The following is a 26,831-nucleotide window of genomic DNA, read 5'->3' as shown; positions in this document are numbered from 1 at the left end:
AAACCCCTACCCCCACCAACACAAAATGTCGTTTAACTCGACACGCCGAAAAACAACACGTTTTGTCGTTTAACCCGAGGAGTTCCTGATTACAGGGGATATGCCGGATCTCGCCGGGAGGGCCCGCTCGGAGGGAATGGTGGTGGAGATATAAAAACTCCCGAGCGCGAGGCTCGGGAGTTTGGGGTGGCTGACGGGACTCGAACCCGCGACAACCAGGATCACAACCTGGTGCTCTACCAGCTGAACTACAGCCACCATCGTTGCGCGAAAGCAACGAGATATAGGTTAACTCACGCCGCGCAAATTACAAAAACGCCTGGTAATCGGCGGTTGTTTCGGCCTTGAGTTCCTCGGCTTCGGCGGAGGTTGGGCCTTCGTCGGTGCGAAAGACGCTGCGACGATAAAAATCCAGCTCGCGGATGGACTCGATGATGTCCTGCAGCGCGCGGTGGGCCATGCCCTTATCAGGCTGATTGTAGTAGGCCCGCGGGTGCCAGCGCCGAGCGAGCTCCTTAATGGTGGAGACGTCGATCATTCGGTAGTGCAGCGCCTCGTCCAGCCGAGGCATATAGGTGCGGATGAAGGTGCGGTCGGTGGCGATGGAATTGCCGGCCAGGGGAGCCGGGTGCTCGCAGTGCTCGGTGATAAGCGCTAGCACCGCGTCCTCGGCCTCGTGGATGGTCGTGGTGGACTGGCGGATTTCCTTATCGAGGCCGGAGTTCGCGTGCATCTCAGTGACGAAGGAATCCATCTGAGATAGTTCCTCTTCGGTGGCGTGGACGACAAGATCGATGCCCTTGCCAAGGACGTTGAGGTTGCCGTCCGTGATGACGGCGGCCACCTCGACAATGACGTGGCGTTCTGGGTCGAGGCCGGTCATTTCTAGGTCGATCCACACGAGGCGATCATATTTTGCGGCGATTTCGGGAGAAGACATGCGTTCCATTCTAACCCCGGCCGGCGGGGCACTCCGCGCGCCCCGATCCGCAGCCCACAAAGCGAAAAGAAAAATTTACCTATCGTTTTACCGACACGGAGAAGTGATTTACGGCATACTTTCTATATCGTGCTTCACAAGGGAGGTGCGAATGACTAAGGAGTTTCTCGATGGCAAACTTTCTCGATGCCCTCAATTCCATAATTTGGTCGCCCGCCCTCGTGTTCTTGTGCTTGGGTGCGGGTGTTTATTTCACCGTGGTAACGCGGGGCCTGCAGGTCCGGTGCCTTCCGGATATGCTGCGACAAATTTCCAAAGGCGAAAAATCCGATGACGGTGTTTCTTCCTTCCAATCGCTGATGGTCTCGCTATCCGGCCGCGTGGGCGTGGGTAATATCGCCGGCGTGTCCACGGCCATTGCTTTCGGTGGCCCTGGTGCAGTGTTCTGGATGTGGGCGGTGGCCCTCTTGGGTTCGTCTACCTCCTTTATCGAGTGCACCCTGGCGCAGATTTATAAAGAAAAGGACCAGGACACCGGCGAGTACCGCGGTGGCCCAGCCTATTACATCGAAAAGGCGTATAAGCACACCAAGGCCGCGCCATTCATGATGGTCTACGGCATCCTCTTTGCCATCGCCATGATTCTGGCGACCAGCTACTTCCTGCCCGGCATCCAGGCTAACGCCGTTGCCGCTGCGGCCGATACCGCCTGGGGCGTTAACTCCACCTGGGCCGCGGTTGTCCTGGCTGGCATTTTGGCCATCATCATTATCGGTGGTGTCAAGCGCATCGCTAACTTCGTCACCCTAGTCGTGCCGTTTATGGCCGTCATCTACATCGGCATATCCATCGTCGTGATGCTCATCAACTACTCGCAGATTCCAGAGGTCTTTGGCCTTATCTTTAAGTCTGCGTTCAACCTCGAGGCCGGGTTCTCCGGCATGCTGGGCGTGGCCATCATGTGGGGCGTTAAGCGCGGTATTTACTCCAACGAGGCCGGTCAGGGTACCGGCCCGCAGTCCGCTGCCGCCGCTGAGGTCTCCCACCCGGCCAAGCAGGGTTTCGTGCAGTCCTTCGCCGTGTACATCGACACCCTCTTCGTCTGCTCCGCTACGGCGTTCATGATCATTTCCACGGATATGTACACCGTCTTCCGCGGCGAATCCGAGGATGGCGAGGTTGTCTACCAAGGCTCGCTTCCCGATGGCGTCGCGGTCGGCCCCGGCTTCGTCCAATCTGGCCTCGATAGCGTCTTTGCCGGCTGGGGCCCGACGTTTATCGCCGTGTCTATTGCTTTCTTCGCCTTTACCACCGTGTTGGCGTATTACTACATGTCCGAGGTCAACCTGACCTACTTCAACCGTTGGGTTAAATCCCGCCCGATCCGTCGCGGCCTGGTGTGGGCGCTGCGCATCCTCATTATCGTTTCGGTCATCGTGGGCGCGACCACGACTCCGGGTTCGGCCTGGGCGCTGGGCGATATCGGCGTCGGCACCACAGCATGGCTAAATATCATCGCCATCCTCTTCCTGCAGGTACCGGCGCTTAAGGTCCTGAAGGACTACGAGAAGCAAAAGAAGGCTGGCAAGGATCCGGAATTCGACCCAGAGGCGGTGGGCATCAAGAATGCGGACTTCTGGGTGGACCGCAAAAATGCTCGCGCGGCGGCACAAGTGGCCGGTAGCCAAGCAGCCGGTAAGAACGCTGAAAGCTAACCCATCTGGGAATAAAAACGCCCGATAAGCGGTGCGATGATCGGGGTGGGCAGTACCTTGCTGACCACGTTCATCGCCTTTGATAAGGGGCCAGGGACCACGCGTCGCTGGCCCTTTTGCATGGCTGCGATGGTCTCTTTGGAGCAGGACTCATAGGTGGTCCACAGCGCATCGGGCACGACCTTATCCACGATGGTCTGGTCTTCCTCGGCGATAGTGGCCTCGCGCACCGGGCCAGGAGCAAGCAATGTGCAGCTGACCCCAGAGCCCTTGAGCTCATAGTGCAGCGCCTCCGTAAACGCATTCACCCCGGCCTTGGTAAAGACGTAGGTCGCGTTATTGGGGATGGGGATATTGCCGGCCGTCGAGCCCACATTGCAGATAGCGCCAGTGCGTCGCGGGAGCATGTGCTTTAATGCGGCGCGGGTCAGGCGGTGCACGGCGGTGCCGTTCAGGGCGAATTGAGAGGACTCGTAGCCCCAGTCTTGGTCCATGAAGGGGCCGAAGCTGGCGATGCCGGCGGAATTGACCAAGATGGCGATCTCCTTGGAGGAGATAGCGTCAATGACCGCCTCGACCCCCTCATCGGTGGCCAAATCCGCGGGCAAGGCAATGGCCTCGATGTGGTGGCGGCGCTCCAGTTCTGCAGCGATGCCTTCCAGGATTTCGCCGCGCCGGGCAACGAGGATGACGTTATAGCCCATCGCTGCGAAATCGTGGGCCATCGCCTTGCCGATGCCCTGACTAGCGCCCGTAACCAGGGCGTAGGAGGTACGAGATGGTGCCGGAAGTGACATTGTCGAGCCTTTCGAAGGAGCCAGGTACTAAAGACCCTAGCGTAGACAAAAAGCCGGCACGCTGCGAAAAAGTCTCGAGGCATCGTAGCTTTAAGGAACGATGTCTCGAGACTTCAGACGGTGCCCCCAGCAGGACTCGAACCCGCGACACATGGGGTAGAAACCCACTGCTCTAATCCGCTGAGCTATGGGGGCTGGACAGCACACTCATATTAGCCCACGGCCACGGTGATTTCTAAGCCAGGGGGCGGGCGGAATTGTGCGTGCGCAGAATTTCGACCAATTCTTGAGCGGCCGGGGTTAGTTCGCGGTCGGAGCGATACGCCACGATGGCATGGAAGCGCGGAAGGTCCTCTTTGACCGTTAGTTTGGCGATGCCCTGCGGATGCAGCGCGGGGGCGCATCGCGGCATGAAGCTGATGCCAAAGCCGCTGGAAATCATCGGGATGGCAGCGTGCAGCGATGCCACGTCTTGAATGTGATCCGGCTTGTAGGAGGGGTGGTTCTCCCACAGTTCATCGTAAAGCTCCGCCATGCCGGGAAGCTCGCGGCAGTGGGGAGGAACCAGCCAGGTTTCCTCGCGCATGTCCTGCAAGGAGACAGGGGAGGGAAGGTCTGCCATGCTCTCTGGCACTGCGAGGGTGTAGTCGAATTCGGCGACGTCGTGGATCGTGAGCTCGGGGGAGTAGCGGCGAATGAAGGCTTTGGGGTCGGACGTCGGCAAGAGCGCGAGGTCCACCTGGCCCTCCAACAGTCGCTTGATGGCGGTGGCGGCGGTGGAATCATCCAGGCTAATGCGCGCCGAGGGGTGGATCTCGGTGAGTTCGGAGAGGATGGAAGGGGTAAATTCCCAGTTCAAAATGGGGCACGACGTCAGGGAAACGGTATTGGCGTTATCGCCGGTGATTTCGCTGATGTGGCGCTGGGCATCGGCAAGCAGGGCATCGACCTTGAGGGCGGTGTCATAGACATAATCACCCGCCTCCGTGGTGGTTACGCCCGAACGCCCCCGGGACAGCAACTGGGTATTGAGCTCCTTTTCTAATTTGCGGATGGAAAGGCTCAGGGAGGGCTGTGTCATTTCGAGGGCTGCGGCGGCATGGGTGAAGGACCCATTGTCTACAACGGCACGGAAATAAAGAAGTTGACGGGTGTCCATAGGTTCTATCATGGCACATCTAGGGAGAAAATATGCGTTCGCTTTGCATTAGGGTGGCCCTATAGAATGCGAGCTATGGTCAATAAGCTGGTCAAAGGCACGCAGTCTGGAACGCAAAAACCCCGTCCTTCCTGGGGGATTTTTATCGCAGCGATGCTTTTTGCTGGGTTGCTTGCCGGATTCATTTCCTTGTTCTTATTGGCGGATTCCTTGGCTGCCTTGGGTATTCCGGACCCCGGGCGGGTTACTACTTTTGGCCTGCCACTGTTCCGTGGGCTGGCGTGGCTATTGATGGCGCTGTCCGTAGGCTCCTTTTTGGCTTCGTCGTTTCTCATCGCGCCGCGCGGGGATAATGATTCCCTCATCGGGGCACCATTATCGGTCGACGGCCATATCGCCGCCCGCACCGGTACGTGGTCGGCCTTCGGCGTTGCGGCAGTGGGGCTGGTAGAAATCCCGATGATCATGTCGGACCTGACCGGCACGCCGTTTTTTAAGGTCTTTAACCTGACCATTCTGAAAATGGCCTTTACGGAAATTTCTTCCACTATCGTGTGGGGGATTGCGGTGCTCATCGCCCTTACCGTGGGAATTATTGGCAGCCTTAGCCGCACCTGGGCCATGCAGCCGGTCCTGCTTTTGCTGTCGATCCTGCAAGTAGTCCCCATCGGCCTTGAGGGCCACTCAGCGACCGGCGGCGATCACGATTACGGCACGAACTCGCTGCTGTGGCACCTGGTATTTGTGATGCTGTGGGTAGGTGGCTTGATGGCGCTTATCGCGCACGGGCGGCGCTTGGGCCCGAACCTCGCCTTTGCGGTCAAGCGCTATTCCACCATCGCGTTCATGGCCATCGTCGTGCTGGCGGTATCCGGCCTCATCAACACGCTCATCCGGATGGACATTTCGGACCTGCCGCAATCGCCCTACGGCATCATTTTGATCACCAAGTTCGTGCTCACCATCCTGCTGGGCATTATGGGGCTTATCCACCGTGAGCTCACTATTCCGCAGTTAGATAAAAACCCGCGGCTCTTTATCCGTATCGCCATCGTGGAGCTCGCGGTCATGGCGGGCACGATTGGCGTAGCCATCACCCTGGGGCGCACCGTGCCACCGCCACCGCGTGACCCAAATTTGAGCTCCATGCAGATCCTTATGGGTTATAACCTGCATGAGGCGCCCACGGTATTCAATATCTGGACGATGTTCCGCTTTGACATCATGTTTGGCACGATCGGCCTGCTCTTGGCCGCGGCATATGGCTACTTGGTCTACCGCGTGCACAAGCGCGGGTTGAGCTGGGACAAGGGGCGCACCGCGTGGTTTATGGTCGGCTCCTTAGGGCTGACGCTCGTCATGTCCACGGGCCTCGGCCTGTACATGCCGGCCATGTATTCCATCCACATGCTGGTGCACATGATTTTGTCCATGACCATCCCGCTGCTCATGGTGCTAGGCGCGCCCGTCACCTTGGTTATGGAGGCCTATGAGCCGGGCCCGAAAGGCCAGCCCAGCCCGCACGATTATGCCTTGGCGCTGACCCAATCCACGTTCGTGCGGATCATTACCAATCCTTTCGTGAATTTGGCGCAATACCTCTTTTTCCTCTACGTGCTCTATCTTTTCCCGAGCCTGTACGAATTCGCCATTTCGGAGCACGCCGGCCACCTCATCATGAACTACGTGTTCCTCATTTCCGGGTACTTCTATTTCTGGGAGGTCATTGGCCCAGATCCCCTGCCCAAGCGCCATTCCACGCCCTTCCGGCTTGGCATGCTTTTCTTGTCGATGCCCTTCCACCTCTTCGCCGGCGTGTACCTGATGCAGCTGCAAACGGTGCTTGGCCTCGACTTCTATCAATACCTCGAGCTGCCGTGGGAACATGACCTGCTGCAGGATCAGCGCGTTGGCGGGGGCATCGCCTGGGGCTTTGGCCAATTCCCCTTGGTCATTGTCTTTGGCAAGCTCTTCTTGGATTGGCTTCGCGATGACCGCGCGACCGCGCGGCGCCACGACGTGCAGGCGGAGGCGGACGATGACGCTGAGCTCGCCCGCTATAACGCGATGCTGGAGGATATGAGCCACGGCGATGAAAGCGGGTTCCGCGGGCACTAAATAGTCGCCCACTTGTGGATAACCCACCCGAAGGTGACCATCTTGGCCCCACTTTGTTGAAGGGGACAACGAGTTATCCACAGTGCCGGTGGTTACAGCATGGTGTGGGTTGCGCTGCGGCAGCAGGATGTGAAGGCGAGCGAGGGACATACCACTCGCGAACTCACAACCCAGTAAAGGAATCTCAGCACCATGTCTCAATACCCAGTGATGCTCACCGGCCGCCTTACCCAAGACCCGATCTTGACCAAGACCTCGACCGGCGCATATAAAACCAAACTGCGCATCGCATCCTCACGGCGCGTTCCTGACCGCCCCGCCGATACCGGCACCGACGCGGAAAACCAGCGCGGCCAGCAGCAATGGCGCGATGTAGACCACCTCTTTATTGACGTGGAAATGTGGAACCAATTTGCCATCAACGTCAAGAAATCCTTGGCCAAGGGCATGCCGCTGCTCGTCTGCGGTTCGATTGTCTCCGATCAGTGGCGCGATGATGAGGGCAAGGATCATTACCGCACCTTTATCAAGGCACAGTATGTGGGCCTAGATCTGAACCGCCACGTCATCGGCGCAAAACGCTTGGCACCGCAGTATAACCAGGAAAACATCGCCATCCCGGAGCTTGGCGATAATGAGGTAGAGCCAGACGTGGATAACTCCGCGCCGGGAGATACCGCCGCCGATACCGCTGCAGACCGCATCCAAGCGGGAAATAGCGTGGCATCCCAAGACAGCGAGGAAGTAGCAACGCAAGAGGGGGAAACCGCCGAAACCGTGCATGCATAGGGCCAGCCATCCGCCTCGGGTTAGCCCAGCCCGAGGCACCTAGGCACGCATTCTGATGTAGTGTTTGTGTAGATAAATACGTCTCCCAAATTTTGCAAAGGGGTAAAAGTGGGCGAATTCATCTACACGATGAAAAACGTGCGCAAGGCAATTGGCGATAAGGTCATCCTTGATGATGTCACGATGGCGTTCTACCCGGGCGCCAAGATTGGTGTGGTCGGCCCCAATGGTGCCGGTAAGTCCTCCATTCTGAAGATCATGGCCGGCTTGGATCAGCCTTCTAATGGTGAGGCATTCCTCGACCCGGGCGCTACCGTGGGCATCCTGCAGCAGGAGCCGCCGCTGAATGAAGAAAAGACCGTGCGCGGCAACGTCGAGGAGGGCCTCGGCGATATCTTTGAAAAGAAGCAGCGCTTTGAGGAAATCGCCGAAGAAATGGCGACCAATTACAGTGATGAGCTCATGGCAGAAATGGGCAAGCTGCAAGAGGACTTGGATGCCGCCGATGCATGGGAGGTTGATTCCAAGATCGAGCAGGCAATGGAGGCATTGCGCTGCCCGCCTTCCGATGCCCCAGTGACCAACCTCTCCGGTGGTGAGCGCCGCCGCGTGGCCCTGGCCAAGCTCCTGTTGACGGAGCCTGACCTGCTGCTTTTGGATGAGCCCACCAACCACCTGGACGCCGAGTCTGTGGAGTGGCTGGAAAAGCACTTGGCTGATTACCCCGGTGCCGTCTTGGCCGTCACCCACGACCGTTACTTCTTGGACCACGTGGCGGGCTGGATCTGCGAGGTGGACCGCGGCAAGCTGTACCCATATGAGGGTAACTACTCCACCTACCTGGATAAGAAGCAAGAGCGCCTCCAGGTTGCTGGCAAGAAGGATGCCAAGCTGCGCAAGCGCTTGAAGGACGAACTGGAATGGGTACGCTCCGGTGCCAAGGCTCGTCAGGCCAAGAACAAAGCGCGTTTGGAGCGCTACGAAGAGATGGCTGCAGAAGCGGAGAAGTACAAGAAGCTGGACTTCGAGGAAATCCAGATTCCTACGCCGCCGCGCTTGGGCAACAAGGTGGTCGAGGCGAAGAACCTGGTCAAGGGTTTCGACGATCGCACTCTGATCAAGGATTTGTCCTTCACCCTGCCGCGCAACGGCATCGTGGGTGTTATCGGCCCGAACGGTGTGGGTAAGACCACGCTGTTTAAGACCATCGTCGGTTTGGAAGAGCCGGATGATGGCTCCGTTGAAGTCGGCGAGACCGTCAAGCTGTCCTACGTGGACCAGAATCGCGAGAATATCGACCCAGAAGCTACCGTGTGGGAAGTTGTCTCCGGTGGCCTGGATTATATTCACGTTGGCCAAAATGAGATGCCATCGCGCGCGTACCTTTCCGCCTTCGGTTTCAAGGGCCCGGATCAGCAAAAACCATCGAAGGTCCTCTCCGGTGGTGAGCGCAACCGCTTGAACTTGGCGCTGACCTTGAAAGAGGGCGGCAACCTTATCCTTCTTGACGAGCCAACCAACGACTTGGACGTCGAAACCCTGGGTTCGCTAGAAAACGCTTTGGAGAAATTCCCTGGCTGCGCCGTTGTTATTTCCCACGACCGCTGGTTCTTGGACCGCACCTGTACCCACATTCTGGCGTGGGAAGGCAACGTTGCCGAGGGGCAATGGTTCTGGTTTGAAGGTAACTTTGGGGACTACGAGAAGAACAAGGTGGAGCGTCTGGGAGAAGACGCCGCCCGTCCTTCTCGCGTAACTCACCGCAAGCTCACCCGATAATCCTGAGGAGAATGATGGCGACCGATAACGCGCATACCCACCAAGTGCCCACCCGCTGGGGCGATTTCGATATGTATGGCCACATGATGAACGCCAACTATATCGAAGTTGCCCAGGAGGCACGCTTGGCCTTTGCCAAGGAGAATATCTATGCCAAGGGCATCGATTTTATGGCCTTGGTGCGCCATCTGGACGTGGACTATATGCGGCCCATTCCTTTTGAGGGCAACGCCCACGTCATCGTGGAAACCTCCGTTTCCCAGATCGGTTCGTCATCCTTTACCACGTCCCAGCAGGTCAAGACTGCCGCTGGGGAAGTAGCGGCCACGGTGAACTGTGTGCAGGTAGTCATTGACAAGAAGAAGCACACCCCGCGCCCGCTTACGGATGAGGAAAAGGATATTCTGCAGATGAGCGCCTCCTAAATGGCGCACTAGGCACATAAAGAAAGGTAGGGCCCGTTAGCCATGGTCACCGAGTCGCTTGAAGTTCGCAGCGGAGGACCTGGCTTACGGGCCCTTCTTGCGCGCGCAGTCGGGGTAGACGCGAATGCGTCGGTGCGTCTGCGCCAGCTTGCCGATGACGTCGTCGACGCCTTTGTTACCACCCCCTTCGAGGTTGTCGCCTCCCGGCGGGTGCAAGGGACTGTCTCCCGCGATGGGGCAGTTGTGTCCGCTGGGACGCTGGAGCAACAGCTCGCGGAACACGATGGCACCGGCATTATGGAACTCGGCCCGTCCCGTGATGCGTCGTGGCCGGGCGCATTGCCCCCGGCAACCGGCTTTAGCGTGGTGGACACCCTGCCGGTGACGGTGGTTCGCGAGCTTTCGGATCAAGGCCAGAAGCTGACCCGGGAGTTTTCCGGGCCCATGGGCCCGCCACCCAGCCTGCTTAATCAAACCGTGGTAACGGTTGAAGGCAATGGGCAGACGGTGGAAATCCCGATGCGGATGATCTTCGCCTGCACCAACCTGGGCCTTATTCCGGGGTTTTCTGCCTCCATGGATATTCCGCGGCATCTGCGAGTATCGAGCCTAGGTCGGTGGGTGCGCCTTGATGCGCCGTTTGGCAGCATCTACCGTTCCACGCGGCTATCGGTTCTGTAATTACTCCCCAAATCTGGGATCTCACCGCCTAAAACAGACAGTGAGTAATACCTATAACCCAATAGTCGGGGGTAGTGGGTATTTTCCGAGTGTGTATTTTTGACCCCATACACTGCGGCATCGAGTAAATCGCGATTATTACTGTCACCCCCGTTCGTGAAATACGCACAAACTTATATTCTCCTTCGCATTCTGCGTTAACCTGACAGCGAGAAATAAATTTTCGCCTCTGTAACCAACACATGAAGGAGAAACTCCGTGCGCATTTCTGTACCCAAAGAAATCATGAATAATGAAAGCCGCGTCGCCCTCACCCCAACCGAGGTGCGGACCTTGGTTACTGATGGGCACGAGCTTTTCGTCGAATCGGGCGCAGGCGTAGGCGCGTCCTTTCCCGATGAGGAGTACGTAGAGGCTGGCGCCACCATCGTCGATTCTGCTGACGAGACGTGGGCGAAGGCCGAGCTACTGCTGAAGGTAAAGGAGCCGCTGGAATCCGAGTACCAGTACCTGCGCTCAGATCTCACCGTCTTTACCTACCTGCACTTAGCGGCGGATCGCCCGCTGACGGAGGCGCTGACGGAATCGAAGACGACCTCGATTGCCTATGAAACCGTTACGGACCGCCGCGGCACCCTGCCGCTTTTGACCCCCATGTCTCAGGTTGCCGGGCGCTTGGCCGTTATCGAGGGCTCGCACCACCTTTTGTCCACCCAGGGCGGCCGCGGCCTCTTGGTTTCCGGCATCCCGGGCACCCAGCCTGCGCGCGTGGTGGTCATCGGCGGTGGCCAGGTAGGCGCGTCCGCCGTGGCCATGGCGCACGGTCTCCGCGCAGAGGTCACGGTCTTGGACGTGGATCCCCACGTCCTGCAGCGCTTTGATGACCAGTACGCCGGTGGCGTGCGAACCCTGATCTCTGATCCGTCCACGCTGGATAAGGAGTTGGAAGAGGCCGATCTCGTCATTGGTGCTGTCCTGATTCCAGGCGCTGCGGCGCCGAAGCTGGTGCGCGAGGAGACCGTGAAGAAGATGAAGGAGGGTGCGGTGCTTGTCGATGTCGCCATCGACCAAGGCGGATGCTTCGAGAACTCGCGCAAGACCTCCCACGATGAGCCGACCTTCAAGGTGCACGACACCCTCTTCTACTGCGTAGCAAATATGCCCGGTGCGGTGGCTAATACCTCGGCCCGCGCCTTGGCCTCTGCGACGCTGCCGTATATCCGCGCGGTGGCCAACGACAACCTGGATGCCGCGATCGAGCGCTTCCCAGGTTTGCGCTCCGGTGTGATGACCCGCGGCGGCAAGTTGGTATCCGAGCCGGTGCGCCAGGCTTTCGATTGGCAGGACTAAAGAACTGGCAGCGCTAGCCGACGCTAGCACTAGCACACAGTAAAGGGGGCCCGCGCACTTACCAAATGTGGAAGTGTGCGGGCCCCCTTTGTGCTGCTTGTAGCGCTGCTTATGCACGCGCTACAAGAAGTTGAAAAAAATTATGGTGCTCTATTGATGAGCATGGCGGCGACGCGCTGCATGTGGTCCCAAATCATGGTGCGATACGCCGGCGGGATGGTGTCTTCCTCGATGCTATCGAGGGATTTTCCCATTAGCTCGAGCCAGCGATCGTGGGCTTCCATGTCGATGGGGAAGGTTGTATGCCGCATGCGCAGGCGAGGGTGCCCGCGGTTTTCTGAGAAGTGTTGGGGACCGCCCCAGTACTGAATCAGGAACCAGGTAAGGCGCTGTTCCGCGCCTTCCCAATCTTGATCCGGATACATGGGGCCAATCACGTCGTCTTCTTTGACCTGGGTATAAAAGCCATGCACTAGGCGCTCAAAGGTAGGGGTGCCACCGATGGCTTCATAGACGGAATTCATTTAAGCATCGTCTCCCTTGTGCGGATTGGCAATGCCGATGCCGTGTGGGTACGGGGTGCTGATGCCCTCTGCGTGCATGATATTGAGGACGCGGGACTGGACAAAGCGCTGGACATCCCACTGGCGGCCCGGCAGCGTCTTGGTGGAAACGCGGAAGGAGACGTAGTCAGGCTCGAACTTGGACATGCCGTCGATGCGCGGGGTACTAAGCACCATCTTGCGGATCTTTTCGTCCTTGACGGCATCCTTGACAGCCTTGTCGATGACCTCGCCGGCAGCCTCTGGGTCATTGGATAGCCCGACAGGGATTTGGATGCGGGCAACGGAGTACTCGTCGGAGTGGTTAGCCACCTGCAGGATTTCGCCATTGCGGACGTACCACAGGGCACCGTCGATATCGCGGACGGTGGTAATGCGCAGGGAAATGGACTCGACGTCACCGAAGACGCCGTTGCCTAAGTCAATGACATCGCCAATGCCGTATTGATCTTCAATCAGTATGAAGATACCGGAGAGGAAGTCTCGGACCAGTTCTTGCGCACCAAAACCGAGGGCAACACCGATAACACCGGCAGAAGCGATCAGCGGGGCAACGTTGACTTCCAATTCATCCAAGATGGCAATGCCGGCCGAAACCCAGACCACGATGGCAACCGCCGAGCGCCCCACGCCGGCGAGAGTCTTAATGCGCGAGGCGCGGCGCGCCTCCCGGGTTTCTCGTAGGGTCTCATCCGGTTGACCGTCCTGTCCAGACCTGCTGCGGCTGCGGCTGGGCTTTTTGAGGGTGGAGGCTTTAATGCTGTTTTTCGCCAGTCGGTTGATGAGGTGGCGCAGCGCCCAGTGCGCAATGACGGCCAAAATGATAATGAGGCCGATGCGGATGGGCCGCTCGATAAGCCAAAGCTGAACGTTCTCGTCGTTCCAGAAGCTCGATACGGACTCGACTGCATCGTCTTTTTTCTCTGCAGCGCCCTGAGCCATGGTAAATAAGTTCGTACTCATCATTCTTTCTTGATCGTGGACACAAACTAACCGCACCCATTCTAGAGAAGAATCCTGAAATCTCACTGATGGCACCGAACCAGCAGTATGTGGATGAGACCGAATATAAATTGCCGAATGGCCGGTCTGGATGAACCGCTTAGTCTACGATGGGAAAGCATGACTGAACACAGCGCGCATAACTTGGCAAAAGGATTTTCATCCCGGTCCATTCACGCTGGATATCACCCAGATCCGCACATGGGATCCATCAACGTGCCGATCTACGCCTCGACCACATTCGCCCAAGACGGCCTCGCGCAGCTGCGCGGCGGCTTCGAATACGGACGCGTGGCCAACCCGACGGTTCGCTCCCTAGAAAAGACCTTGGCGGCGTTGGAAGGCGCGGACTACACCCGCGTCTTTGCCACCGGGATGGCAGCCGCCGATACGATGGTGCGCATCTTGGTGCGCCCCGGCGACCACGTTATCTTGGGAAATGACTCCTACGGTGGCTCCTACCGCTTGCTCAATGATTTCACGGAGTGGGGCGTGGAGATGTCCATCGTCAACACCTGCGATGTTGATGCCGTCGCCGCCGCGGTAAAGGACAATACCAAGCTTATCTGGTTGGAAACCCCGACCAATCCGGCGCTGAATATCACCGATATTGCGGCGGTGGCCAAGGTGAAGGGTACTGCGCAGGTGCTAGTGGATAATACCTTCGCCACGCCGTACCTCCAGAACCCCCTCGCGCTGGGTGCGGACCATGTCCTGCACTCCACCACGAAGTACTTGGGCGGGCATTCCGATGTCCTCGGCGGCGCCGTGGTCACCAATGACCCTGAGGTGGATGAGCAGCTGCTGTACTTCCAGGGCAACGTGGGCGCGGTCGCCTCGCCCTTCGATGCCTACCTGACCGCGCGTGGTATTAAGACCCTCGGCGTGCGCATGGACCGCCACTGCGCCAATGCGCAAAAGGTGGCGGAATTCTTACAGGCCCGCCCAGAGGTCAAACAGGTGCGCTACCCGGGATTGGCAGAGCACCCTGGCCACGAACTGGCGGCGCAGCAGATGCGCGGGTTCGGCGGCATGATGTCCGTGCGCTTCCATGACCCAGAGCACGCCAAGCAGATTTGTTTGAATACGCGCCTTATCTGCCTGGCGGAATCGCTGGGTGGGGTGGAATCGCTCATCGAGCACCCGCAGAACATGACCCACGTTTCGGCCGAAGGATCGGAACTGGTGCCGCCGGAAGACATGGTGCGCATCTCCATCGGCATCGAGGACATCGATGACCTGCTAGCGGATCTGCAGCAGGCGCTCGACGCCCTCTAAATCGCGCTCACAGCGCAACCGCGAACTTACTGGCCGCCGGCAACCTTGAGCAGGGAGCCGGCGGTCTTATCGGTTTCCTGCAGCATGAGTGGATCCGTGCCTGGCATGGGGGAAATCGTTGTATCCGGCCACTGCGCATAGGTGGGAATGCCCACGATATGCAGGCGCTCATCCAGGCTGCCATCTGGGTGGACGGTGCGCCGCGTGGCACCATCGGTTTCGGGGGAGCCGGTGTCCTGCCCGTGATCAGCAAACGGGCGCACCCGGCCACCCTCGGCCAATCCGCGGGTGAGCGGATCGCCGGCGACGCGGATATCGGGCTTGTGCATGAAGGCATCGACAAGCGTGGGCGACGATGCCGAGCGCGGGCCAGAAGTCAGGGTGTAATGGTCTGACTCGATCGCGAGGCTGGGGTGATCGCCGAGGAAGTGGACCAGGTGAGCATCGACAAGCGCGAGCAGCTGGCGCACGCGGAACAGCGGAGGGCCCGAGCCCACCATCTGCCCAAAGGACATAAATTGCGCGTAGCGCCCCGTCCGAGACTTGCGGGTATAGCGGCCTTCCGCGCCCAGGATGGAGGCGGGCTTGCGCGACTGGGACAGCGACCACAGCGCGGCCTTCATGGGCGAATCGTGGCCGGCGGCCGCCTCCTGGATATCGTCCGCCAGGGAATCCGCAATGTGGGAGGTCAACGCCGAAATATCGCCGGTAAATCCAGCAACTTGGTACATGAGGTCTGTCATATCCCACGGCTGGGTGACCAGGGGAGCAAGGGCGGCGCCCAGATCATCCGGCGCGGTGGCATCGATGACCGCGAGGATCTCTTCGCGCGGGCGAAGGAGAGCCTCCGGATCCACCCGTTCCAGCGTGGTGATATACGCCTCGTAGCTATCGCGGGCGATGGCGGGCCAAACCTGGGCGTCAAAGTCAATGTCCTCAGTGCCCCGGAGCTTGTCGATGACCTCATGCAACCGCCGCCGCGGCATCGTGGGCGGCAGTTCGTTGTACTCGGACTTAGGATGGAAGGGATAACCGCGGCCGGATGAGACGATGAAACGTGGTTCCTTCCCGCTCGCTTCGTAGCGCAGGCCAGAGCGAGTGGTGGAATCCTCGATGAACCTGCCGCCGCGCTCGATGGTGGTCAGCGCCATGATGTCATAAAAGCCCATGCCCAGCCCTCGTACCAGCACGTCTTCGCCGGCGGGAATGGCTTGGTAATCTTGCTCCACGGGGTTGCCCGGTGCGATCCACCGCAGCCCGGACTCCGCCAAGCGCTGCTCCTCATCATTAAAGCGCGGCGCCATCCAGCCATAGGCTAGGACCGTGGCATCGGCGCGTACCTGCGAGCCATCGTCTAGGTGCAGGATATCGGCCGCGCCCTCTGCGGTAATGGTCTCCACGCGGTGGTGGTGGGTGACCGTAGAAATGCTCTCCGGCAGGCGCGCCAGTACCACGTCATAGACCCAGCGCAGGTACTCGCCGTATAAAGCGCGCGTGGGATTGGACTCTGGGCGGGTGGCGGCCAGCTCCGCGCGGTACTCGGTGGCAATGTGTGGGGCGGGAGGGTGCTGTGCATAAAGCTCGCGCTTGGCAGGAGCTACCTTATCGCCCTCACCGCGCAGCAGCTGGATCCACTCGTATTGCGTCGGCCCCTCGAGCACCGGGGCGTTCACCGTCGCGCCGGGCTCGGTAAAAAGCGTGACGGCACCCGCGCGCGTATTCATGCACAGGGTCTTGGTTTGGGCGGTGTCCCAGACCCGGCCGGCGCCGTGCTGGGCCTCGTCGATGAGGTGAACGGTGACGGGGGAGCTGGAATCATCCATGCGAGCGGCGAGGCGTTCCAAGATAGAGATGCCGCGCGGGCCCATGCCGACGATCGCGATTGCAGGAGTAGCCATAGCCCCTATCGTTCCACATCGCGGAACGGGGACGAACGCCGCGCACCGCTAGCATCCATTTTCCCTATGATGGGGTGGCATGACTGATACCACGAATGTGCCAGAGAAAATCGCCGTCGTTACCGGTGCCACCGGTGGCATGGGGCGCGAGATCATCAAGGATCTCGCCCGCGATCACCACGTATATGCGCTGGGCCGCAGCGCCGATGAGCTGCCAGAGGCCGCGAATATCACGCCGGTTGCCAGCGACTTGGTCGCCGGCTTAGACGAGGGCATGCAGCTGCCCGAGCTAGAGCGGGTCGATGTCCTCGTGCACGGCGCGGCGCGCGCCAAGAAGTTCTCGGTGGAAGAGGCCACCCCGCAAGATTGGCGCGCACACATGGACCTCAACGTCCACGCGCCGGCGGAGGTCACCCGCGCGCTCTTGCCGCAGCTGCGCAAGGCAGAGGGCACCGTCGTCTTCATCAACTCGGGGGCGGGGCGCAAGAGCTACGGCGATAACGTGGTCTATGCAGCAACGAAGCACGCGCTGTATGCGCTTGCCGATGCCCTGCGTATCTCCGAGCCCGGCATCCGCGTCTCCACCGTGGCGCCAGGCCCCACCGATACCCCGATGCTGGAGGGCCTGCAGGACTACAACCCGAACGAGGTTATTGCGCCCGTGGAGGTGGCGCGCGCCATCCGCACCGTCGTGGAGGCTGGGCCCACGACCCAGCTCACGGAGATCCAGGTGCGACCGCGCATCGAACTGAACCTCCGCAGGAAATAGTCACCTAGTTGGCGTCGACCTCGCGGTTGCGCAGGGCGCGGGCCACGCGGTCGCGCTGCTCGGTGATCGCGCGGCGCAGGCCGCCTGCTAGGTCCTTCTGCAGGAAGGCATCGGCGCGATCGAGGCCGGCTTGGGTGATATCCCAGGACGGGAATAGCCCGGTGACGGTGGTCAGGCCCACCTCAGAGGACTGAGAATCCCAGATCTTTTCGGCTACCTCGAAGAACTCTGCGGTGGGCAAGAGATCATCGGAGTGCGGGTAGTTTAGCCCTTCCAGCTTGGAAGTGAGCTCGCGGTTGGTGAGGTCCCCGGCGACGATCTCTTCCCATACCGCGCGCTTATTATCCGCAGTGGCAATCGCGGCGTGGGCGCGCAGGGAAGAGTAGTAGCCGGTAGCGGAATTATCGCGCTTGAGCTGGGCGGCGATGGCGGCATCGGCATCGGCAAGCGCACCCGCGGCAGCGAGCGCTGCGACGGCGGACCAGCGCAGCCCGGCATCATCGGAATTCGCGAGGAGATCGTGCAGGTAGTCGAGGGCCGGCTGGTGCAGCCCGATCCTGGACAGCGCCTGCGTGCAGATGATGGAACGCTGCGCATCGGTGCTCCGAGCGCCATCGACAAGCGCCTGCGCTAGAATCGTGCTGTCTTTCGCCCACGCCGGATCCGCGTAGTTCTTCAGCGCGGTAGAAGCCTGCGAGACGATGCGCTCGAGGACGGCGAGCTCGGTTTCCGCCTTCATGCCGCGGGCCACCAATCGTATAAAGTCGCGGGCGCGCATGGTGCCGGCGCGGGTCATCTCCCAGGCGGTGGACCAGCAGAGGGTGCGCGCCATGGGGTCGTCGAATTTCTCGATATTATCCAGCAGGAATTGCAGGGATCCCGCATCCAGATCGATGAGGCAGTAGGTCAGATCGTCATCGTTGGGCAGGATGAAATCGATGTCATTGAGGTTCCGTCCGACCAACTCTGGAATCTCGGTGGCTTCCCCTTCCACGTCCATTTCGAGGCGCTCGGTGCGCACGACCTTGCCGTCTTGGGTGCCGTACAGACCCACTGCAATGCGGTGGGTACGCAGGGTATCGCCGCGCTGGGCAAGTTGCGCCTGGGTGATGGTGCCGTCATCATTGGCCTCCGTGGCAACCGCCAGGGTATTGATGCCGGTGGTCTTGAGCCACTGCTGCGCCCAGAAGGATAGATCGCGCCCGGATGCCTCCTCGAGGTGGCGGAGTAGATCGTCGAAGGTGGCATTGCCCCACGCGTGGGCGGCGAAGTGGCGGCGCACGCCGGCGAGGAAGTTCTCGCGGCCGACATAAGCTTGCAGCTGCTTGAGCACTGAGGCGCCCTTGGCGTAGGTAATACCGTCGAAGTTTTGCTCCACGGTCTCGATATCGCTGGCATCGGTGGAAATGGGGTGGGTAGTAGGCAGCTGATCCTGCTGGTAAGCCCAGGACTTTTCCACGTTGGCGAAGGTGACCCAGGCGGTATCGTATTCGGTTTCTTCCGCCTGCGAGATGGCCGCGGACCAGGTGGCAAAGGACTCGTTGAGCCACAGGTCATTCCACCACTGCATGGTCACGAGGTCACCGAACCACATGTGGGCGAGCTCGTGCAGGATGGTATCGGCGCGGCGCTCGTACTTGTAGTGCGTGGCCTGCGAGGTAAAGACGTATTCATCGCGGATGGTCACGCACCCGGCGTTTTCCATCGCACCTGCGTTGAACTCGGGGACGAAAATCTGGTCGTACTTGCCAAAGGGGTAGGGAAAGCCGAAGTTGCGGTGGTAGAAGTCAAAGCCCTGCTTGGTCTCAGTAAAGAGGCGCTCGGCATCGAGGGAATCTGCCAGCGAGGCGCGGCAGTAAATGCCAAGCGGGACTTCGAGCTGCTGGGCCGGCTTGCCCTCGGGGTGCTCGGTCAGCTCGCCGCGCCAGGTATCGGTGACCTCGTGGTATGGGCCAGCGCACAGGGCAACCAGGTAGGTCGACAGCGGGTAGTCGATCTCGGAGTGGGTGGTATCGCCCTCGCGGGTGACCGGGCCATTGGTGATAATGGTCCACTCCTCCGGAGCCTTAAAGTGCAGGGAATAGGTGGCCTTCAAATCCGGTTGATCGAAGCAGGCAAAAACGCGTTTGGCATCGGCGGTTTCAAACTGGGTGTAGAGGTAGGCCTCGCCATCGGCAGGGTCCACGAAGCGGTGTAGGCCCTCACCGGTGCGGGAGAAGGGGATCTCAGCGGTGACCTCGAGCGTGTAGTCCGCTACCTGCAGCCCGGAAAGGGGAATGCCGTAGGTGGAGTCATAGGACTGCGTGGGCAGCGGGTTTCCATTCAGGCGCACCTCGTGCAGCTTGTCCGCGCGCAGATCGATGAAGGTAGAACCGGCTTCCTGGGTGCTAAAGCGCACCGTGGTGGTGGACAGGAAGTGGGTATCGGAATGCTTAAGGTCTAAAGCGACATCGTAATGGTCAACCTGGAGCATCTGGGAGCGATTTTTTGCTTCCTCCCACGTGAGGTTTACAGAGGTCATTGCCTAGATTCTCCTTTGCTAACGAAAATAGTGATGCATCAAGGTTAGCAGCGCGTTTACAGTGGTGGGGCAAACTGCACTTATTTCAAGGAGGAATAATGACTATCCCAGTTAAGTTTTGGTTCGATGCTTCTTGCCCGTTTGCATGGGCAACGTCCCGCTGGATCAAAGAGGTAGAAAAGGTCCGCGATATTGCGGTGGAATTCGAGCCGATGTCCCTGTCGGTGCTTAACGATGGCCGCGATCTCGATCCCGAATACATGGAAATGATGGAGGCCAACTGGGGCCCTGCCCGCGTATTCGCCAAGGTAAAGACCGAGCAGCCAGAAAAGGTAGATGAGCTTTATACCGCCATGGGCACCCTGATTCACGCCAAGGGCAACGGCGGCAAGAAGGGCGATGGCGGCTATGACGGGATCATTGCCCAGGCATTAGAGCAGGTTGGCCTCCCCGCAGACTTTGCGGAAGTGGCACACACCGAGGAATACGACGAGAAGCTGCGCGAGTACCACCACAACGGTATTTCTTCCGTGGGCGATGAGGTAGGAACCCCGGTTCTCAAGCTGGGTGATACCGCCTTCTTCGGCCCGGTTATTACCCGCGTTCCCAAGGGCGAGGAAGCCGGTGAGCTTTTCGATGCCTCCGTGCGCCTGGCGCAGTTCCCTTACTTCTTCGAGCTCAAGCGTTCCCGCACGGAGATGCCACAGGTAGAAGAGAACTAATTATGAGCGCTGCTGGCTGTGCTTGCGGCGCACGGCGGCGGCGAGGCAACAACCAGCGATCACCGGCGTGAGTAAAAACGCTGGCACCCCGGCGATATTGATGATGGGCAGGGCCGCCTGAGCCTGGAATTCTGACCAAGCGGCGGCCACCCACGTCGCCCATGATGCCGCAGTGAGCAGGGATAAGATCCCAATCACCGCGGCCAAACCGCCGAGGCGATTTTTCTTAATCACCCTCTGATTCAGCCACCACAGCCCCAGAACAAGGTGGACGGCTGTGAAAAGTACGGTATAAATAAGCGGCACAAGGTAGTTCTCGTTGGTTAAGAAAATATTCGCCGCAAATAGCAGGACCGCGATAACGAGGGCGCTGCCGTAGAGTGCGAGGACGCGAGGGCTCAATTTATCGCCTTTCTGTGCAGCACGTAATCTGCGCTTTAGCTTAACAGTGCGGGGCTATGAGCGAAATAGGTTATGCAAAGTGGTGCCTAGACGGCGGCGGTGCCGGTACTGTAGGGGATATGCGCGTATATCTTGGAGCTGACCACGCAGGTTTTGAGACCAAAAACCTGCTTTCTGAACACCTCACCAAACAAGGCCATGACGTTATCGACTGCGGTGCTCATACCTATGACGCCGAGGATGACTACCCCGCATTCTGCATTGAAGCGGCCCTATGTACCGTCAACGATCCCGGTTCCCTGGGAATCGTGCTGGGCGGATCCGGAAATGGCGAGCAGATTGCCGCCAATAAGGTCAAGGGCGCGCGCTGCGCACTGGCATGGTCGCCGGAAACCGCGCGCCTGGCCCGCGAGCACAATAATGCGCAGCTCATTGGCATTGGCGGCCGCATGCACTCACAAGAAGAGGCCCTAGAAATCGTGGATGCCTTCTTGGATCAAGAATGGTCCCGCGCCGAGCGCCACCAGCGCCGCATCGATATCCTCGCAGAATACGAGCGCACCAATATCCCACCCGAGCTTCCTAAGGACCCGCGTTAAAGCCGCAAGGTTCCTTGCAGAGATATAAATGAACGCCGCTGGCCTTTTCGGCCACGCGGCGTTTTATATGGTGGTTATCCCAAGCGTATTAGGCGTCGTTCATGTCATTGGGGTGAAGCCCACCGCGGCCGTCTTCGCCTTCCTCCAAAGAGGTAATGGCGGCCATTTCCGCATCCGTGAGCTCGAAACCGAAGACATCGAAGTTTTCTGCGATGCGCGATGGCGTCGAGGACTTGGGGAAGAGGATAACCCCATTTTGCAGGTGCCAGCGAATAATGGCTTGTGCCGGGGAAACGCCGTGCGCCTCGGCGGCTTCAGTCACCTCTGGTGCCTCCAAGATGTCGCTCTTGCCCTGACCCAGCGGGCCCCAAGCCTCGATGGCGATGCCGTGTGCGCGGCCCGCATCTAGTTCGCGCCAGCGCTGCAGGTAAGGGTGCAGCTCCACTTGGTTAATCGCGGGGACAACGTCTGTGTGTGCCTCCAGCTGATCTAAGTGCTCCGGCTCAAAGTTGGACACGCCGATGGACTTCGCCTTGCCCTCTTTGCGCAGTTCAATGAGCTGCTTCCAAGCTTCAACGTACGTGCCCTTAGCCGGGGTAGGCCAGTGGATGAGGTACAGATCAACGTAGTCAAGGCCCAGCTTCTGCAGGGATTCATCCAGCGCCGCAGCGGCATCGGTGTGGCGGTCATTCCACAGCTTGGTGGTAATGAAAAGCTCCTCGCGCGGGATGCCGGAGTTGGCGATGGCCTTGCCTACGCCTTCTTCATTGCCGTAAATGGCTGCGGTATCGATGTGGCGGTAGCCCACGCGCAGAGCCTCAGCTACGTATTCCTCGGTCTTTTCCGGGTCCATCTGGAAGACACCAAAGCCCAGTTGAGGGATAGTATTTCCATCGTTCAAAGTAATATTAGGTACGGTCATGCACACCAGATTACGCTTATCTGGCCACCGCCCCAATGTGATGTATTTATGACCGCACTTAGCGGGGAGCCGGGGAGCGGGATGGAGGAGGGGCATCGGCAAGCAGTGCCTCGTTAGGGCAGAGGAATTCCAAGCTGTAGATATGGAAAAACCCACCGCAAGGTGGGTTAAAGCGAGGGAATGACGGGAATCGAACCCGCGTCTTCAGCTTGGAAGGCTGAGGTATTAGCCACTATACGACATTCCCACAGCGTTACCTTGAACGCTGTCGGCTACTTTAGCGCATGAGCGCCCCAAAACGAAAATAGGGAACACACGCAGTGGATAGGCCGTTAAAATAGATAGAACCAATTCCGGCAAAGAAAGCGATGATTGTTGTGGAACTCCTACTTCTTGTAGTCGTACTCGGTGGTGGCGCGTGGTATCTATCCTCGCGCAGCTCAAAAAAGAATCGGGAGGAGCGAGAGGCGCAGCAGTTAGCGGATGCCCAAGCGGATGCGCGTCGCTGGATTGAGCGCCTGGGCGGTCAGGTCATGCAGATCTCCGGCACGGATACCGCCTCGCAGCAGGCAATGGCGGATGCATCGGAGCGCTTTACCGCGGCCAATTCCGCAATTTCGCAGGCCACCACGGTCAAGCAGGCCAACTTGGCCCGCGAATCGGCGCTCGAGGGCATGCACTACGTCAATGCAGCCCGCGAGATTATGGATATGAACCCGGGGCCGGAATTGCCGCCGCTAGAGGGCCAGCGTGCCGCCGGTAAGGTAACTGAGAAGCGCACGGTGGATGCGAATGGCGAGCAGTTGACCGCCTCCCCGTATGCGTCTGCTGAAACCCCCAATTACTACCCGGGCGGTACCGTGGCTGGGCGGCCCGTACCGGCCGGTTGGTACTCCTGGCCTTGGTGGGCGGATGCCCTGCAAACAGGCGTATGGATGATGGGGTATTCCATGATGTTTAACGCCATGTTTGCTGGCATGTCCGGCGTGGGCTATTCCGCAGCCGCCGCGGAAAACGGTGACTGGGGCGGTGGCGCCGAGGGCGCCGAGGGTGCTGATGGCATGGACGGAGCCGACGGTGGCGGTGACGCAGGAGATATGGGCGGCGATGCCGGAGGGGGCGACGCCGGTGACGGGGATGGCCTCTTTGATGGGTTATCTGACGGCGACGGCGGCGGTTTCTTTGATGGCATGTTTGACTTTGATTTTTAAGCCAAGGTGCTGGAAAAATTCCTTTGACCTGCTGCTACGCCCTTAACAGGGGGTTGATTTAGGAGATTTAAAACCAACACGCTAAACTGTCTCAGGTATGCAACGCAGCCAAGGCAACTTGGTGGCCTACATACGGGGCGTGGCGCAGTTTGGTAGCGCACCTGCTTTGGGAGCAGGGGGTCGCAGGTTCAAATCCTGTCGCCCCGACGTATGGGGGTCTGAAAATGCCCTAATAAGGTTTTTCAGACCCCCTTTAATTTTTATGTACCTAGAAAAACAATGAAGCCAGGGAGATTCACTCGTGAAGACCACCGTAGACAAGCTGAGCGATACCCGCGTTAAGCTCACCGTCAACGTTCCGTTTGCGGAGCTAGACCAGGAAATCGATCAAGCTTACGCGGCAATCGCGCAGCAGGTTTCTATTCCAGGTTTCCGTAAGGGTAAGGCCCCGCGCCAGCTGATCGACGCTCGCTTCGGCCGCGGCCCGATTCTGGAGCAGGTTGTCAATGACATGCTGCCTTCCCGCTACGAGCAGGCCGTTCAGTCCGAGGACCTGAAGGTCATCGGCCAGCCGGACGTAGACATTTCCAAGATCGAGGACAAGGACTTCGTCGAGTTTACCGCCGAGGTTGATGTTCGCCCTGAGTTTGAGGTTCCAGACTTCTCTGAAATCTCCATCACCGTCCCCGCCATCAAGGCCGGCGAAGAAGACGTGGACAAAGCCCTCGAGGATCTCGCAGAGCGCTTCGGTGAGCTGAAGGACACCAAGCGCAAGATGAAGACCGGTGACTACGCCATCATCGACATCACTGCCGAGGTAGACGGTGAGAAGATCGAGGATGCTTCCACCGAAGGCCTGTCCTACTCCATTGGTGATGACAACCTCATCAAGGGTCTAGACACCGCACTGCGCGGCATGAAGACTGGCGAGGATAACGAGTTCACCTCCACCATTCAGTCCGGTGAGCACAAGGACGAAGAGGCTACCTTCAAGGTCCACGTGCAGCAGACGAAGGAGCGCAAGCTGCCGGACATGGACGATGAGTTCGCCCAGATGGCCTCCGAGTACGACACTATCGAAGAGCTGCGCGAATCTACCAAGACCGAGGTCGAGGAGTCCAAGAAGGCGGAGCAGGCTGGCCAGATCCGCGATGAGGTTTTGAAGGCTGCGCTTGCCGATGTCGACTTTGAACTGCCTCAGTCCGTCGTCGACGAGCAGGCTCACGCCCAGCTGCACCAGATCCTGGGCCAGCTGGCACACGATGAGAAAGCACTGGCACAGCTGCTCGAGGCGCAAGGCACCTCCCGCGAAGAGTTTGATAAGCAGACCCGCGAGCAGGCTGAAGAGTCCGTGCGCACGCAGATCTTCTTGGATGCTGTGGCAGAAAAGGAAGAGCCGGAAGTTTCCCAGCAGGAACTCTCGGATCACATCCTGTTTACCGCTCAGTCCTACGGCATGGACCCGAACCAGTTCATCCAGCAGCTGCAGTCCAACGGCCAGATTGCCAACCTGTTCTCTGACGTACGCCGCGGCAAGGCACTGGCTGCCGCCATTTGCCGCACCACCGTCAAGGATGAAGAGGGCAACGACGTTGACGTTGAGCAGTACTTCGGTGAAGTAGAAGAAGACGAAAACGAAGCTACCGACGCGGAGTAAATCCTCTTCTTAAAGCCCAGCTTGACTCCTCGCATACACGAGGAAGTCTGGCTGGGCTTTTCTCATCGCCGGGTCGAAAACGCAGACAAAGATCGGTGCAAACGCTGATAGCGAACAGACCCCACAATTATCGCCACATTAAGTAGTGTGGTGGCATTAGAGATTAACCGTCCTCAAGGAGACTTTTCGAATGTCTAAGAAATCTGACCAGCTTCAGATGACCACCCCGGCAGGCTCCGGCCTGAACTTGGGTGACAGCGTCTACGAGCGCCTGTTGCACGAGCGCATTATCTTTTTGGGCACCCAGGTAGACGATGAAATTGCCAATAAGTTGTGCGCACAGATCCTGCTGCTTTCCGCAGAGGATCCCACGCGCGATATTTCGCTCTACATCAACTCCCCGGGTGGCTCCGTGACCGCGGGCATGGCCATTTATGACACGATGAAGTACTCGCCCTGCGATATCTCCACCTACGGCATGGGCTTGGCTGCTTCCATGGGTCAGTTCCTGCTTTCCGGTGGTACGAAGGGCAAGCGCTATGCGCTGCCGCACGCTCGCATCATGATGCACCAGCCGTCCGCTGGTGTGGGCGGTACCGCTGCCGATATCGCCATCCAAGCGGAGCAATTCGCCCAGACCAAGCGCGAGATGGCTGAGCTCATTGCAGAGCACACCGGCCAAACCTTCGAGCAGATCACCAAGGACTCTGACCGCGACCGCTGGATGACTGCGCAGCAAGCCAAGGACTACGGCATTGTTGACCACGTTATCGAGTCCGTGAACGGCCCACTGAGCAACTAGGGAATAAGGAGAAAATCATTATGAATAAGTCGCAGATGCCAAGTTCCCGTTACGTACTGCCTTCCTTTATTGAGCAGTCCGCTCAGGGGACGAAGGAAACCAACCCGTACTCCAAGCTCTTTGAAGAGCGCATCATCTTCTTGGGCACCCAGGTCGATGACACCTCTGCCAATGACATCATGGCCCAGTTGCTGGTTCTTGAGAGCCAGGACCCAGACCGTGATATCACCATGTACATCAACTCGCCTGGTGGTTCCTTTACTGCCTTGATGGCAATTTATGACACCATGCGCTACGTGCGTCCTGATGTGCAGACCGTGTGCCTGGGCCAGGCGGCTTCTGCTGCCGCAGTGCTGTTGGCTGCTGGTGCTCCGGGCAAGCGTGCGGCGCTGCCGAACTCCCGCGTATTGATCCACCAGCCTGCAACCCAGGGCACCCAGGGTCAGGTCTCGGACTTGGAAATCCAGGCCGCAGAGATTGAGCGTATGCGCACCTTGATGGAAAACACCCTGGCGGAGCACACCGGCCGTACGGCCGAGCAAATCCGCATCGACACCGACCGCGATAAGATCCTGACCGCGGAAGATGCCGTGGAATACGGAATCATCGATACCGTCTTTGAGTACCGCAAGCTCAATTCTTAATACGGTCCTGATGGACTGAATCCATCAGTGGAGGCCCTGCGAGGCCGCTTCGAGAGGAGCGCTCGCAGGGCTTTTATTATTTGCGCAT

General features: G+C 59.1%; 24 protein-coding genes and 4 tRNA genes. 16 read left to right on the top strand and 12 right to left on the bottom strand.

The window, feature by feature from the left end:
* Positions 1 to 182 precede the first annotated feature (182 nt).
* Together ABRP93_RS09620 and orn are read right to left on the bottom strand one after the other, a co-directional pair.
* Positions 183 to 258 (bottom strand) — tRNA-His (locus ABRP93_RS09620).
* A 49-nt stretch (positions 259 to 307) separates the two neighbouring features.
* On the bottom strand, positions 308 to 949 hold the full coding sequence (gene orn / locus ABRP93_RS09615; RefSeq protein ID WP_349887782.1) for an oligoribonuclease: 642 nt from the start codon (positions 947 to 949) through the stop codon (positions 308 to 310).
* 161 nt (positions 950 to 1,110) lie between these two features.
* Here orn and ABRP93_RS09610 point away from each other — a divergent pair, with 161 nt between their 5' ends.
* Positions 1,111 to 2,655: an alanine/glycine:cation symporter family protein gene (locus ABRP93_RS09610; RefSeq protein ID WP_349887781.1), complete on the top strand. Its 1,545-nt coding sequence runs from the start codon at positions 1,111 to 1,113 to the stop codon at positions 2,653 to 2,655.
* Here ABRP93_RS09610 and cmrA read toward each other — a convergent pair.
* From cmrA to ABRP93_RS09595, 3 genes are all read right to left on the bottom strand, one after another.
* Positions 2,652 to 3,452 carry a mycolate reductase gene (cmrA, locus tag ABRP93_RS09605; RefSeq protein WP_349887780.1) on the bottom strand — a complete coding sequence of 267 codons (801 nt, stop codon included), beginning with the start codon at positions 3,450 to 3,452 and terminating at the stop codon, positions 2,652 to 2,654. The genes ABRP93_RS09610 and cmrA overlap by 4 nt on opposite strands.
* Before the next feature lie 121 nt (positions 3,453 to 3,573).
* Positions 3,574 to 3,647, bottom strand: a tRNA-Arg gene (locus ABRP93_RS09600).
* 40 nt (positions 3,648 to 3,687) lie between these two features.
* Positions 3,688 to 4,611 (bottom strand): LysR family transcriptional regulator, encoded by a 924-nt coding sequence (locus tag ABRP93_RS09595; RefSeq protein ID WP_349887779.1) that lies wholly within the window; start codon positions 4,609 to 4,611, stop codon positions 3,688 to 3,690.
* Positions 4,612 to 4,677: 66 nt separating this feature from the next.
* Here ABRP93_RS09595 and ABRP93_RS09590 point away from each other — a divergent pair, with 66 nt between their 5' ends.
* From ABRP93_RS09590 to ald, 6 genes are all read left to right on the top strand, one after another.
* A complete protein-coding gene (locus tag ABRP93_RS09590) occupies positions 4,678 to 6,729 on the top strand; it encodes a bifunctional copper resistance protein CopD/cytochrome c oxidase assembly protein (protein ID WP_502879657.1) in 2,052 nt (683 codons plus the stop codon).
* A 192-nt stretch (positions 6,730 to 6,921) separates the two neighbouring features.
* Positions 6,922 to 7,518: a single-stranded DNA-binding protein gene (locus ABRP93_RS09585; protein WP_349852825.1), complete on the top strand. Its 597-nt coding sequence runs from the start codon at positions 6,922 to 6,924 to the stop codon at positions 7,516 to 7,518.
* 108 nt (positions 7,519 to 7,626) lie between these two features.
* On the top strand, positions 7,627 to 9,297 hold the full coding sequence (gene ettA, locus ABRP93_RS09580; RefSeq protein ID WP_005277855.1) for an energy-dependent translational throttle protein EttA: 1,671 nt from the start codon (positions 7,627 to 7,629) through the stop codon (positions 9,295 to 9,297).
* Between the two features lie 11 nt (positions 9,298 to 9,308).
* Entirely contained in the window at positions 9,309 to 9,722 is a 414-nt protein-coding gene (locus ABRP93_RS09575) for an acyl-CoA thioesterase (protein ID WP_034659036.1), read from the top strand.
* A gap of 42 nt (positions 9,723 to 9,764) precedes the next feature.
* On the top strand, positions 9,765 to 10,403 hold the full coding sequence (locus ABRP93_RS09570; protein WP_349852826.1) for a DUF8185 domain-containing protein: 639 nt from the start codon (positions 9,765 to 9,767) through the stop codon (positions 10,401 to 10,403).
* 258 nt (positions 10,404 to 10,661) lie between these two features.
* Positions 10,662 to 11,753: an alanine dehydrogenase gene (ald, locus tag ABRP93_RS09565; RefSeq protein WP_349852827.1), complete on the top strand. Its 1,092-nt coding sequence runs from the start codon at positions 10,662 to 10,664 to the stop codon at positions 11,751 to 11,753.
* Between the two features lie 140 nt (positions 11,754 to 11,893).
* Here ald and ABRP93_RS09560 read toward each other — a convergent pair whose 3' ends face one another.
* Together ABRP93_RS09560 and ABRP93_RS09555 are read right to left on the bottom strand one after the other, a co-directional pair.
* Complete coding sequence (locus ABRP93_RS09560; protein ID WP_349887777.1) at positions 11,894 to 12,277, bottom strand: globin; 384 nt, start codon at positions 12,275 to 12,277, stop codon at positions 11,894 to 11,896.
* Positions 12,278 to 13,282 carry a mechanosensitive ion channel family protein gene (locus tag ABRP93_RS09555; RefSeq protein WP_349887776.1) on the bottom strand — a complete coding sequence of 335 codons (1,005 nt, stop codon included), beginning with the start codon at positions 13,280 to 13,282 and terminating at the stop codon, positions 12,278 to 12,280. It lies immediately after the preceding gene.
* A gap of 156 nt (positions 13,283 to 13,438) precedes the next feature.
* On the opposite strand from ABRP93_RS09555, the gene ABRP93_RS09550 reads away from it, so the two are divergent.
* Positions 13,439 to 14,596 carry a cystathionine gamma-synthase gene (locus ABRP93_RS09550; RefSeq protein ID WP_349887775.1) on the top strand — a complete coding sequence of 386 codons (1,158 nt, stop codon included), beginning with the start codon at positions 13,439 to 13,441 and terminating at the stop codon, positions 14,594 to 14,596.
* Between the two features lie 26 nt (positions 14,597 to 14,622).
* On the opposite strand, the gene ABRP93_RS09545 is transcribed toward ABRP93_RS09550, so the two are convergent.
* Entirely contained in the window at positions 14,623 to 16,494 is a 1,872-nt protein-coding gene (locus ABRP93_RS09545; RefSeq protein WP_349887774.1) for an FAD/NAD(P)-binding protein, read from the bottom strand.
* Positions 16,495 to 16,573: 79 nt separating this feature from the next.
* Here ABRP93_RS09545 and ABRP93_RS09540 point away from each other — a divergent pair, with 79 nt between their 5' ends.
* The gene (locus ABRP93_RS09540; protein ID WP_349887773.1) at positions 16,574 to 17,263 is read left to right on the top strand and encodes an SDR family oxidoreductase; all 690 of its coding nucleotides are present in this window, start codon (positions 16,574 to 16,576) and stop codon (positions 17,261 to 17,263) included.
* Positions 17,264 to 17,267: 4 nt separating this feature from the next.
* Here ABRP93_RS09540 and pepN read toward each other — a convergent pair whose 3' ends face one another.
* Positions 17,268 to 19,784 carry an aminopeptidase N gene (gene pepN, locus ABRP93_RS09535; RefSeq protein ID WP_349887772.1) on the bottom strand — a complete coding sequence of 839 codons (2,517 nt, stop codon included), beginning with the start codon at positions 19,782 to 19,784 and terminating at the stop codon, positions 17,268 to 17,270.
* 98 nt (positions 19,785 to 19,882) lie between these two features.
* On the opposite strand from pepN, the gene ABRP93_RS09530 reads away from it, so the two are divergent.
* Positions 19,883 to 20,506, top strand: coding sequence for a mycothiol-dependent nitroreductase Rv2466c family protein (locus ABRP93_RS09530; RefSeq protein WP_349887771.1), 624 nt, complete (start codon positions 19,883 to 19,885; stop codon positions 20,504 to 20,506).
* Here ABRP93_RS09530 and ABRP93_RS09525 read toward each other — a convergent pair whose 3' ends face one another.
* Positions 20,507 to 20,908 carry a hypothetical protein gene (locus tag ABRP93_RS09525; protein ID WP_023023591.1) on the bottom strand — a complete coding sequence of 134 codons (402 nt, stop codon included), beginning with the start codon at positions 20,906 to 20,908 and terminating at the stop codon, positions 20,507 to 20,509.
* Between the two features lie 119 nt (positions 20,909 to 21,027).
* Between ABRP93_RS09525 and ABRP93_RS09520 the strand changes: the two genes are divergently transcribed.
* Complete coding sequence (locus ABRP93_RS09520; protein ID WP_034659041.1) at positions 21,028 to 21,507, top strand: ribose-5-phosphate isomerase; 480 nt, start codon at positions 21,028 to 21,030, stop codon at positions 21,505 to 21,507.
* Positions 21,508 to 21,595: 88 nt separating this feature from the next.
* Here ABRP93_RS09520 and ABRP93_RS09515 read toward each other — a convergent pair whose 3' ends face one another.
* Positions 21,596 to 22,429, bottom strand: coding sequence for an aldo/keto reductase (locus ABRP93_RS09515; RefSeq protein ID WP_198010479.1), 834 nt, complete (start codon positions 22,427 to 22,429; stop codon positions 21,596 to 21,598).
* A 175-nt stretch (positions 22,430 to 22,604) separates the two neighbouring features.
* Positions 22,605 to 22,676 (bottom strand) — tRNA-Gly (locus ABRP93_RS09510).
* A gap of 121 nt (positions 22,677 to 22,797) precedes the next feature.
* Between ABRP93_RS09510 and ABRP93_RS09505 the strand changes: the two genes are divergently transcribed.
* The 5 genes from ABRP93_RS09505 to ABRP93_RS09485 all read left to right on the top strand — a co-directional run bounded on the left by ABRP93_RS09505 (position 22,798) and on the right by ABRP93_RS09485 (position 26,743).
* Entirely contained in the window at positions 22,798 to 23,640 is an 843-nt protein-coding gene (locus ABRP93_RS09505; protein WP_349887770.1) for a DUF1542 domain-containing protein, read from the top strand.
* Between the two features lie 133 nt (positions 23,641 to 23,773).
* Positions 23,774 to 23,847 (top strand) — tRNA-Pro (locus ABRP93_RS09500).
* A 94-nt stretch (positions 23,848 to 23,941) separates the two neighbouring features.
* A complete protein-coding gene (tig, locus tag ABRP93_RS09495; protein ID WP_023023582.1) occupies positions 23,942 to 25,297 on the top strand; it encodes a trigger factor in 1,356 nt (451 codons plus the stop codon).
* 190 nt (positions 25,298 to 25,487) lie between these two features.
* Positions 25,488 to 26,099 (top strand): ATP-dependent Clp protease proteolytic subunit, encoded by a 612-nt coding sequence (locus ABRP93_RS09490; protein WP_023023580.1) that lies wholly within the window; start codon positions 25,488 to 25,490, stop codon positions 26,097 to 26,099.
* A 17-nt stretch (positions 26,100 to 26,116) separates the two neighbouring features.
* On the top strand, positions 26,117 to 26,743 hold the full coding sequence (locus ABRP93_RS09485) for an ATP-dependent Clp protease proteolytic subunit (RefSeq protein WP_198010484.1): 627 nt from the start codon (positions 26,117 to 26,119) through the stop codon (positions 26,741 to 26,743).
* Positions 26,744 to 26,831: the final 88 nt, after the last annotated feature.

The organism is Corynebacterium sp. KPL2850, from assembly GCF_040225855.1.
GTDB lineage: Bacteria > Actinomycetota > Actinomycetes > Mycobacteriales > Mycobacteriaceae > Corynebacterium.
The sequence above is the reverse complement of the archived record's forward strand: the minus strand, read 5'-3'. Positions and strand labels throughout refer to the sequence as shown.

What these genes read in the sequence shown, in the direction of transcription:
- orn (WP_349887782.1), bottom strand. Translation starts at nt 949, where the DNA reads ATGGAACGCATGTCTTCTCCCGAAATCGCCGCAAAATATGATCGCCTC.
- ABRP93_RS09610 (WP_349887781.1), top strand. Translation starts at nt 1,111, where the DNA reads ATGGCAAACTTTCTCGATGCCCTCAATTCCATAATTTGGTCGCCCGCC.
- cmrA (WP_349887780.1), bottom strand. Translation starts at nt 3,452, where the DNA reads ATGTCACTTCCGGCACCATCTCGTACCTCCTACGCCCTGGTTACGGGC.
- ABRP93_RS09595 (WP_349887779.1), bottom strand. Translation starts at nt 4,611, where the DNA reads ATGGACACCCGTCAACTTCTTTATTTCCGTGCCGTTGTAGACAATGGG.
- ABRP93_RS09590 (WP_502879657.1), top strand. Translation starts at nt 4,678, where the DNA reads ATGCGAGCTATGGTCAATAAGCTGGTCAAAGGCACGCAGTCTGGAACG.
- ABRP93_RS09585 (WP_349852825.1), top strand. Translation starts at nt 6,922, where the DNA reads ATGTCTCAATACCCAGTGATGCTCACCGGCCGCCTTACCCAAGACCCG.
- ABRP93_RS09575 (WP_034659036.1), top strand. Translation starts at nt 9,309, where the DNA reads ATGATGGCGACCGATAACGCGCATACCCACCAAGTGCCCACCCGCTGG.
- ABRP93_RS09570 (WP_349852826.1), top strand. Translation starts at nt 9,765, where the DNA reads ATGGTCACCGAGTCGCTTGAAGTTCGCAGCGGAGGACCTGGCTTACGG.
- ABRP93_RS09560 (WP_349887777.1), bottom strand. Translation starts at nt 12,277, where the DNA reads ATGAATTCCGTCTATGAAGCCATCGGTGGCACCCCTACCTTTGAGCGC.
- ABRP93_RS09555 (WP_349887776.1), bottom strand. Translation starts at nt 13,282, where the DNA reads ATGATGAGTACGAACTTATTTACCATGGCTCAGGGCGCTGCAGAGAAA.
- ABRP93_RS09550 (WP_349887775.1), top strand. Translation starts at nt 13,439, where the DNA reads ATGACTGAACACAGCGCGCATAACTTGGCAAAAGGATTTTCATCCCGG.
- ABRP93_RS09545 (WP_349887774.1), bottom strand. Translation starts at nt 16,494, where the DNA reads ATGGCTACTCCTGCAATCGCGATCGTCGGCATGGGCCCGCGCGGCATC.
- ABRP93_RS09540 (WP_349887773.1), top strand. Translation starts at nt 16,574, where the DNA reads ATGACTGATACCACGAATGTGCCAGAGAAAATCGCCGTCGTTACCGGT.
- pepN (WP_349887772.1), bottom strand. Translation starts at nt 19,784, where the DNA reads ATGACCTCTGTAAACCTCACGTGGGAGGAAGCAAAAAATCGCTCCCAG.
- ABRP93_RS09530 (WP_349887771.1), top strand. Translation starts at nt 19,883, where the DNA reads ATGACTATCCCAGTTAAGTTTTGGTTCGATGCTTCTTGCCCGTTTGCA.
- ABRP93_RS09520 (WP_034659041.1), top strand. Translation starts at nt 21,028, where the DNA reads ATGCGCGTATATCTTGGAGCTGACCACGCAGGTTTTGAGACCAAAAAC.
- ABRP93_RS09515 (WP_198010479.1), bottom strand. Translation starts at nt 22,429, where the DNA reads ATGACCGTACCTAATATTACTTTGAACGATGGAAATACTATCCCTCAA.
- ABRP93_RS09505 (WP_349887770.1), top strand. Translation starts at nt 22,798, where the DNA reads ATGATTGTTGTGGAACTCCTACTTCTTGTAGTCGTACTCGGTGGTGGC.
- ABRP93_RS09490 (WP_023023580.1), top strand. Translation starts at nt 25,488, where the DNA reads ATGTCTAAGAAATCTGACCAGCTTCAGATGACCACCCCGGCAGGCTCC.